This is a genomic window from Frankia sp. AgPm24 (genome assembly GCF_023243055.1).
GTDB lineage: Bacteria > Actinomycetota > Actinomycetes > Frankiales > Frankiaceae > Frankia > Frankia umida.
This window is the reverse complement of sequence record NZ_JALKFW010000195.1, coordinates 27144-35843: the sequence shown is the minus strand read 5'-3', so window position 1 is coordinate 35843 and position 8700 is coordinate 27144. Positions and strand designations below refer to the sequence as shown.

The window sequence follows — 8700 nt, the reverse complement described above, 5'->3', positions numbered from 1 at the left end:
GGTTCTTTCCGTCGTCGCAGGTGTGTTCGGCCTGTGGGGTGAAGGACGGGCCGAAGCCGCTGGACGTGCGGGCGTGGGGGGGGGCGGGGGGGGGGGGGGGCCCCCCCACCACCAGGACGATCAGGACGGTCCGAGGTGTCGGATTGGCAGCCGTGAGGATGTCGGTTGGCTCGCGCGACTGACGTCGCGTTCGACTTGTAATCGAGTGAAGCCAGAGCTTCTCCTTGCCGCCGACTGCAGGCTCACCGCGTTTGACCTGCGGCTTTGCCCTCACGAAGATCGATTACATTCCTCTAAAGATCGTTTGTGGGCTCATCGTGGGCTCATTCCGCGCGATGCTGTCGATCATTCCGCCGACACTGGCGCCGGAGATCACCTGCAGCAAGAACTCGCCAGCTTGGGGCTGACCGGATTGGCGGAGCGTAGCCCTGTCGCACCAACCGCCCCTGTCCGCGGGGTCATGTTCGCTGTGCCGCGCGCCGGACACTCCTCTCGGGCAGGATTGACGTCGTCGATGTTCTCGCGGTCGACGAACCGGGCCAGATTGAACGCGGCGTTGGCGTGGTGGCCGATCGGCAGCCGGCAGGCCTCGCCATCCGGCTGGGGCCCCGCCGCCAGTAGGTGGGAAGGACCAGCGCGCCGCTGGCCGGCTTCTGGGCACCCGCTGGGGTCGCCCCAGACCTGGCCGCCGCAGTATCGGGCGGTCAGTAGCCAGATGCTGACCGTGCCGCAAGGGTCTTGGTGTGGTTGTTGGAGCTGTGCGGCAGACTGTCGCCCGTGGGGATCACGTTTCGCGAGTTGCTGGGGGATCTTCGTGTCGCGTCGCTGTACGAGCAGGACAAGGGTGGCAGGTTCGAGCGGCTGATCAAGCCGTACCTGGAGACCACCCAGGAGCGGACCGAGAGGTTCTCCGAGGTCAGGCAGAGTGGACGGCCTGGCCGCCGCGAAGCGTGGCCGGAACGGCTTCACCACCTGCTCGCCGACTGCATGGTGCTGATCCTCGCCGTCGTCGACGGCGGTACGTCGCCGAGAACTTCGATCAGGCCATGTCCCGAGTGGGGTGAGATCGGAATCGACGAGTCCGCCAAGCTGCCCGCTGCTGGACTGTGCTGGTCAGGAAGTTCGGCCCTGAACACAGCGGCGCCGGTGGCCCGCGGCGCGGGCGTCCGGCACTCAGACTTCGCGTGAGATCCGTCCAAGGAGTCTTGTGAGCACTCTCGGTAGTTTCATCTGGTCGATCGCCGACCAGCTTCGGGGGCCCTACCGCCCCAACCAGTACGGCAACGTGATCCTCCCGCTCACGATCCTGCGCCGGCTCGACTGCATCCTCGAGCCCGACCGGGAGACGGTCCGCGAGCTCGCCCGGAGGCTCGACAACCCGATCCGGCTGAAGATCGAGGTGAAGAAGGCGACCGCCAGGCCGTTCTACAACACCTCCAACTACGGATTCAGTAACCTCCTGGCCGATGCCGACGGGCTGGCGGACAACCTGGCCGACTACATCGACGGGTTCTCGGTGGACGTTGACGTGTTCGAGTATTTCGACTTCAAGAAGGAGATCCTCGCGCTGGAGAAGGCTGAGCTCCTGCGCGAGGTCATCACCTCGTTCAAGTCGATCGACCTGCACCCCACGGTCGTGTCGAACGCCGATATGGGCGATGCGTTCGAGTACATCATCCGCAAGTTCAACGAGGCCGCGAACGAGACCTCCGGCGACCACTACACCCCGCGCGACGCGATCCGCCTGCTGGTCGACCTGCTCTTCGCGGAGAAGGACGCCGACCTGACTCAGGCCGGCATCGTCCGCACCCTCTACGATCCGACCGCGGGCACCGGCGGCATGCTTGCCCTGGCCGAGGAGCACCTGCTCGCACAGAACCCGGACGCGAAGCTGGGTCTGTACGGCCAGGAGTACAACCCGCAGTCGTACGCGATCTGCAAGTCCGACCTGCTCGCCAAGGGTCACGACGCGACCAACATCGCCTTCGGTAACACGCTCACCGACGACGCCTTCAAGGGTCGGAAGTTCGACCTCTGCATGTCCAACCCGCCGTACGGCGTCGACTGGAAGCAGTACGCCAAGAAGGTCACCGAGGAGCGCAACAAAGCCGGCGAGTACGGCCGGTTCGCCCCTGGCCTGCCGGCGACCTCGGACGGGCAGATGCTCTTCCTGCTTCACCTGGCCCACAAGATGCGGGCGCCTGCGGACGGCGGCGGCCGGGTCGGGATCATCATGAACGGCTCGCCGCTGTTCAACGGCGGCGCAGAGTCCGGCCCCTCCGAGATCCGCCGGTGGCTGCTGGAGAACGACCTGGTCGAGGCAATCGTCGCGCTGCCAACCAACATGTTCTTCAACACCGGCATCGCAACGTACATCTGGATCCTCGACAACACCAAGCACCCCGACCGCCGGGGCCTGGTCCAGCTCATCGACGGCACCTCGTTCTGGACCAAGATGCGCAAGAACCTCGGCTCCAAGGGCCGCGAGATCAGCGATGCCGACCGGGAGAAGGTCGTCCGCCTGTACGCCGACTTCCTCGACGCCGACCCCGACTACTCCAAGGTGCTGCGCAACGACGAGTTCGGCTACTGGACCATCACCGTCGAACGCCCCCTGCTCGGCGAGGACGGCAAGCCGGTCGTCGACCGAAAGGGCCAGCGCAAGCCCGATTCGAAGAAGCGCGACACCGAGAACGTCCCCTTCACCTACGGTGGCTCGACCGCCGGCCGGGCCGGCAAGCTCGAGGTCATCAACGCGTACTTCGACGCCGAGGTGAAGCCGCACGTTCCCGATGCCTGGATCGACTGGGCCAAGGCCAAGACCGGCTACGAGATCCCCTTCACCCGCCACTTCTATAAGTACGTCCCACCCCGCCCCCTCACCGAGATCGACGCCGACTTGGACAAGCAGATCGCCAAGATCCTCGACCTGCTGCGAGAGGTCGAGGGATGACACTGGCCTGGAGCGGCGCACCGGACTTGCCGCAGGTACCGTTCGGCAGACTTTTCCGGCGTCTCGACCGTCCCGTTCCGGACGGTGCTGAGATTGTCACTGCGTACACAGATGGGCAGGTCACCCTCAGGTCGAATCGGGCTAAGATCGGCTACCACGAGGCAGCCGACCTGTCCGGCTTTAGCGGCGTCGAGGTTGGCGACTTCGTTGTACACGGGCTCGATATTCTCCGCGGATCCGTCGGGATCGCTGACTCATCGGGCGCGATCACGGCGGTGTGCGCGGTCTGCGAGCCGATCGCGGATCTAGATCCTCGCTATGTCGCTCATGCGATCCGGACCCAGGCAAAGTTTGGATTCACCCGCGCACTCGCGCGGGGAATCCGTGAGGGCGGTGCAGATTTTCGCCGGTGGGGAACTTTGGCCGAACTCCCGATTCCTATGCCGCCCATTGAGTATCAGCGGGCGGTCTGTAACTACCTCGACCGCGAGACCGCCCGCATCGACACGCTGATCGAGGAGCAGCAGCGTCTGATCGAGCTGCTCCGCGAGCGGCGTAAGGCTGTCGTCGAGCAAGCAGTCTTTTCTGGGCTTGACGCGCTGCCCACCGTGAGCAACGACGAGCCATGGCTACCTCCAACACCTTCGCATTGGCTAGTCCTGCAACTCGGGTTCGTGAGTGCCACCCTGGCTGGATGGGCGTTCCCGAGCGATGGCTTCAGCGCAGAGGAGGATCAGACCCGCCTGCTTCGTGGAGTGAACGTGAAGCCCGGCAGAATTGACTGGACCGACACCGTCTATTGGGATACGGAGGCTGCACCTATTCCGAGGGAGTTCGACCTTGAAATCGGAGATCTCGTGTTTGGCATGGACCGACCATTTGTCGGAGGTGGCGTTCGGGTAGCCGCTGTCTCCGCCGAGGACCTTCCGGCGCTGCTGCTTCAGCGAGTCATGCGCATCCGACCCAATGACGAGGCCGGACGCGGTTACATGCGCTACGTGATGTCAACTGACGCGTTCTTCAACTATTTGCAGCCGTTGTTCACTGGGGTTAGCGTGCCCCACGTGAGCGAGTGGCAGGTACGGAAGTTCAAGATGCCGGTCCCGCCTCCCGACGAGCAGAGGAACATCGTGGCGCACCTCGACGAGCAGACCGCGAAGATCGACGCGCTGATCGTCGAGACGGACCGGTTCATCGAACTAGCCCGTGAGCGGCGGTCGGCGCTGATCACAGCGGCGGTGACGGGGCATGTCGATGTGCGCGAGATGGTCTGATGGCCGACCACAACGAGGTCGTCTTCGAGGCCGAGATCTGCGCGTACCTGAAGGCTCACGGATGGCTGTACTCGGCGGACGACACCGGGTATGACCGCGAGCGGGCGCTCTTCCCCAAGGATGTGTTCGCTTGGTTGGAGGAGACCCAGCCGGCGGCTTACGGGAAAGCGTTGAAGGCCGCTGGGTCGGAGGCGAAGTTCCTCGACGTGTTGACCACGGCGCTTGACAAGCCGCTGGAGCATGGCGGCGGGACGTTGAACATCCTGCGCAACGGGGTCGTCTACATCGGTGGCGGCCGGTTGAAGCTGGCGCAGTTCCGGCCGGATACCAGCCTGAACGCATCGACGGTCGCGCAGTACGCGGCGATGCGGGTGCGGGTGATGCGGCAGGTGCACTTCTCCACTGCCGATCAGCGCAGCATCGACCTGGTGTTCTTCGTCAACGGGCTGCCAGTGGCCACAGTGGAGCTGAAGACGGACTTCACCCAGTCGCTGGACCAGGCGATCAGGCAGTACCGCGACGACCGGCGTCCGGCCACGAACGGCCGGCCGGAGCCGTTGCTGTCGTTCGGGCATCGGGCGCTGGTGCACTTCGCGGTCTCCAATGACCTGGCGGCGATGACCACGAGGTTGGAGGGCGAGAAGACGCACTTCCTGCCCTTCAACATCGGTTACGACGGCGGAGCGGGGAACCCGCCGGGCGCCGAGGGGCGGTCGGCGACGGCGTACCTGTGGGAGCGGGTCTGGGAGAAGGACGCCTGGCTCACGATCATCGGACGGCTAATGATCGTGGAGACCCGGGAGGAGTGGGACGTCGCGACGGGGACGTCGGTGCGGCGCACCAGCCTACTCTTCCCGCGGTTCCACCAATGGGAGGCCGTGACGAACATCGTCGACGCCGTACGCGAGGAGGGCGTCGGCCACCGGTACCTGATCGAGCACTCGGCCGGGTCGGGGAAGACGAACACGATCGCCTGGACCGCGCACCGGCTGGCGCGGCTGCACGTGAACAACAAGAAGGTCTTTGACTCGGTCATCGTGGTCGTGGACCGCACAGTGCTCGACGGGCAGCTCCAGGAGGCGATCCGGCAGATCGACGGGTCCGGCAAGATCGTGGCCACGATCAGCCCGGAGGACGTTCGCAAGGCCGGCGCGAAGTCGAAGTCCGGCCTGTTGGCCTCTGTGCTCAAAAACGGCGAGCTGATCATCGCGGTGACGGTGCAGACGTTCCAGTTCGCGATGGACGAGATCCAGGCGAACAAGGGGCTGAAGGGCAGGAAGTTCGCCGTTATCGCCGACGAGGCGCACTCGTCGCAGTCCGGCAGGATCTCCTCCCAGATGAGGGCCGTGCTCACCGCCGAGGAGATCAAGGACCTCGAGGACGGCGGCGAGGTCGCCCTGGAGTCGCTTCTGGCGGCACGGATGAGCGATCGGGCCGACTCGCCGAGCGTCTCCTTCTTCGCGTTCACCGCGACTCCGAAGTTCAAGACGCTTGAGATGTTCGGACGGAAGGGGCCGGATGGGAAGCCGGTCGAGTTCCACCTGTACTCGATGCGGCAGGCGATCGAGGAGGGGTACATCCTCGACGTCCTGCGTGGCTACCAGGCATACGACAACGCGCTGAAGATCGCCGGGAAGGCCACCACCGACAAGGAAGTTGAGGAAGGCGCCGCGCGCAAGGGGCTGATGCGGTGGGTGAGGCTGCACCCGACAAACATCAGCCAGAAGGTCCAGATCATCGTCGAGCACTTCCACGCCAACGTCGCCCACCTGCTGGAGGGCAGAGCGAAGGCGATGGTCGTCACCGATTCGCGCAAGGCCGCGGTGAAGTACAAGAAGGCGATCGACGCCTACATCGCTCGCCGGGCCGCCGAGGATGCGTCGTACAACTACCGCACCCTGGTCGCGTTCTCCGGGTCGGTGACTATGGACGAGGACGAGGTGTGGGCCTCGGAGTGGGGGCCGGCGCCCTCGACGGACGTCGAGTTCACCGAGACCAATCTCAACCCTGGTGCCGGCGCGGACCTGGCCGCGGCGTTCAAGGGCGACACCTATAAGATCATGCTGGTCGCGAACAAGTTCCAGACCGGCTTCGATCAGCCGCTGCTCTCGGCGATGTACGTCGACAAGAAGCTCTCCGGGGTCACCGCCGTGCAGACGCTCTCCCGGCTCAACCGCACCCACCGCACTGTGGGCGGGGAGATCAAGCGCAAGACGTTCGTCCTCGACTTCGTGAACAAGCCCGAGGACATCCGGACCGCGTTCGAACCGTACTTCACCGGTGCGACCCTGGAAAAAGAGACCGATCCGTACGTCGTCGCTCACCTCGCCACCAAGCTCGCCCAGGCCGGGATCTACACCGACGACCAGGTGCGGAACGTCGCAGGGTTGTGGGTGAAGCGGAGGGGTAACAATCCGCTGTCGGCCGCGATCGCTCCGGCAAAGCACGAGTTCGCGCACCGCTATGCCGCCGCGATCGAGGCTGAGGACAAGGTAACCTTGACCACGCTCGATCTGTTCCGCAAGGACGTCGCCGCCTATATCCGGCTCTACGATTTCATGAGCCAGATCGTCGACTACGGCGACCCGCATATGGAGATGCTCTCCATCTTCCTACGCCTCCTGGAGAAGGTCATCGCCGACTCCTCCTGGGCCGCGGAGGTCGACCTCTCCGATGTCGTCCTGGTCGGTGTCAAGCACGAGAAGCGGGCCGCCGTCGACATTTCGCTGACTGGCGACGGAGAGCTCAAGGGAATCAGCGCCGCCGGAACCGGCACCCGCAAGGAGCCCAAGTACGTCGCACTCCAGGTCGTGATCGAAAAGATGAACGACCTCTTCGGTGCCGAGTCCTTCACCCAGTCCCAGATCCGCGAGTTCGTCAACAGCCTGGTCCAGCAGCTCCTCGCCTACCCCGACCTCATCAGGCAGGCCCAGGTCAACTCGAAGAAGCAGTTCATGGACTCCGACGACTTCAAAGCCATCGTCACCGAGGCCGTCGCCGACAACCAGGAGGCCCACAACACCATGGCCGACTACTTCTTCAGTGACGGCCCTGGGATCAACGGCGTCATCCTTGCTCTCGCGGACGCCTTCTACGAGGCCGCCACATCGCAGGAGACTGACTGACGGAATGTTCGGCCGGCGGTGCTGTCGTTTCTCGGGAAATCTCTGCACTGGCGGGCACCGGCCGGTTGCTGAGTGGGCGTGCAGGCTCCCAGGGGCACCAAGCAGTTTACAAGTGTAGGCGAACAAGGTTCAGCCGGTCGAACTCTGGACTGTAACATGCACTGACCGGTGGTTCCGTCTTAGCCAGCCCGCCAAGGGGTCCGCACATCCAGATGGGCACCAACGGCTTTCATGAACGACTCTTCAAACGAGGTTAGAGATCTGAGGTTGATTATCGTTGTCGGAATAACCATGTCGGTGTCGGACGTCGCGGCCGGCGCCCTCCATGCATCTTTCATCGCGGTCCCCGCAATCTCCCGCGCCTGCTGAACCAGGTCGGCGTATGCCGCTCCGACGGTTTCAGACTCCGCCGTCGTCCAGGCAATATGATAGGCTAGCCTGGCCTGAATCTCCCGAAGCGCCTCGGAGAGTCGAACACGCTCATCCGGTGCCGCATCGGCCCGCCTGCGGCGGATGGCGTAAGGGAACTCCTTGTAGGCCGCGTACGCCGCGAATGCTTCAGCGAAGGCTGTACGCAGGCGGTTACGCCCTTCTTCCTGGCTGCGTCGATGGGCAAGCCAGATGTTGATCGCCGCCGCGACCATGCCGGCGAGAAACGCACCGGAGAGCACTGCCGTGGCTAGTAGATTCGGTCCGCCGGTTGTCGCTCCTTGTGCGCCCGGGGTAGGCGTGGGAGTGCATGTCGCCGTAGTGGTATTCGCAGGCGCCACGCCGGCGGCGGTCTGAATTAATGGTGCTGGTGTCAGGGTGGATCCAGACGTTGTCGCTGTGGGCATCAGAGTCTCTTCTGTTCATCGTTGATAGATTGACAGCCGTCGATGTCAGGCATGGATCACCTCACACCCCGGCCATTCTCCTGTACGGCGCCACCATTCTTCGCGAAGCAAGTGGGCGACGATGTGGCCGAGAAGGGCGGGTGGGCCGTCGAAACGGGTCCAGCGCCGTTCTACAGGATCGGCGGGGTACCACATGCATAGCGCACCGTCGGAATAGCGATGTGGCGAGTCGGATGGTCCGTCCGTGTAGACGTGCGGAGACTCGGGACACGCCAGGCTGAAAACGATCGTGATTGTCTGGACAGGCAGGTCCGCGACGTCGAGCCTGATCGCGAAGGCGAAGCCACCTCTGTATCGCCGGAAGGGAACCCGCACCTCCCGGATCTGAACGCCACAGTCGGCGAGTCGGCGCAGGAACAGGATGCGGGGCGTCGGCCGGGGGGGCCCCCCCCCCCCCCCCCCGGGGGGGCGGGGGGGCGCCCGCGGCGGGACCCGGGTCCCGAGGCGCCGGG

The 8700-nt window shown here is 64.6% G+C and carries 5 protein-coding genes; 4 read left to right on the top strand and 1 reads right to left on the bottom strand.

Annotation, left to right across the window (positions count from 1 at the left end):
* Window positions 1-777 precede the first annotated feature (777 nt).
* From MXD61_RS15970 to MXD61_RS15955, 4 genes are read left to right on the top strand one after another with little or no spacing between them, the layout of a single operon-like run.
* The gene (locus MXD61_RS15970; protein ID WP_248814057.1) at window positions 778-1188 is read left to right on the top strand and encodes a hypothetical protein; all 411 of its coding nucleotides are present in this window, start codon (window positions 778-780) and stop codon (window positions 1186-1188) included.
* A gap of 19 nt (window positions 1189-1207) precedes the next feature.
* Window positions 1208-2953, top strand: a complete 1746-nt coding sequence (locus MXD61_RS15965; protein ID WP_248814056.1) for a class I SAM-dependent DNA methyltransferase — start codon at window positions 1208-1210, stop codon at window positions 2951-2953.
* Entirely contained in the window at window positions 2950-4227 is a 1278-nt protein-coding gene (locus MXD61_RS15960; RefSeq protein WP_248814054.1) for a restriction endonuclease subunit S, read from the top strand. The genes MXD61_RS15965 and MXD61_RS15960 overlap by 4 nt, the downstream gene beginning before the upstream one ends.
* On the top strand, window positions 4227-7352 hold the full coding sequence (locus MXD61_RS15955) for a type I restriction endonuclease subunit R (RefSeq protein WP_248814053.1): 3126 nt from the start codon (window positions 4227-4229) through the stop codon (window positions 7350-7352). The genes MXD61_RS15960 and MXD61_RS15955 overlap by 1 nt, the downstream gene beginning before the upstream one ends.
* A gap of 179 nt (window positions 7353-7531) precedes the next feature.
* On the opposite strand, the gene MXD61_RS15950 is transcribed toward MXD61_RS15955, so the two are convergent.
* A complete protein-coding gene (locus tag MXD61_RS15950; protein WP_248814052.1) occupies window positions 7532-8023 on the bottom strand; it encodes a hypothetical protein in 492 nt (163 codons plus the stop codon).
* Between the last annotated feature and the right edge of the window lie 677 nt (window positions 8024-8700).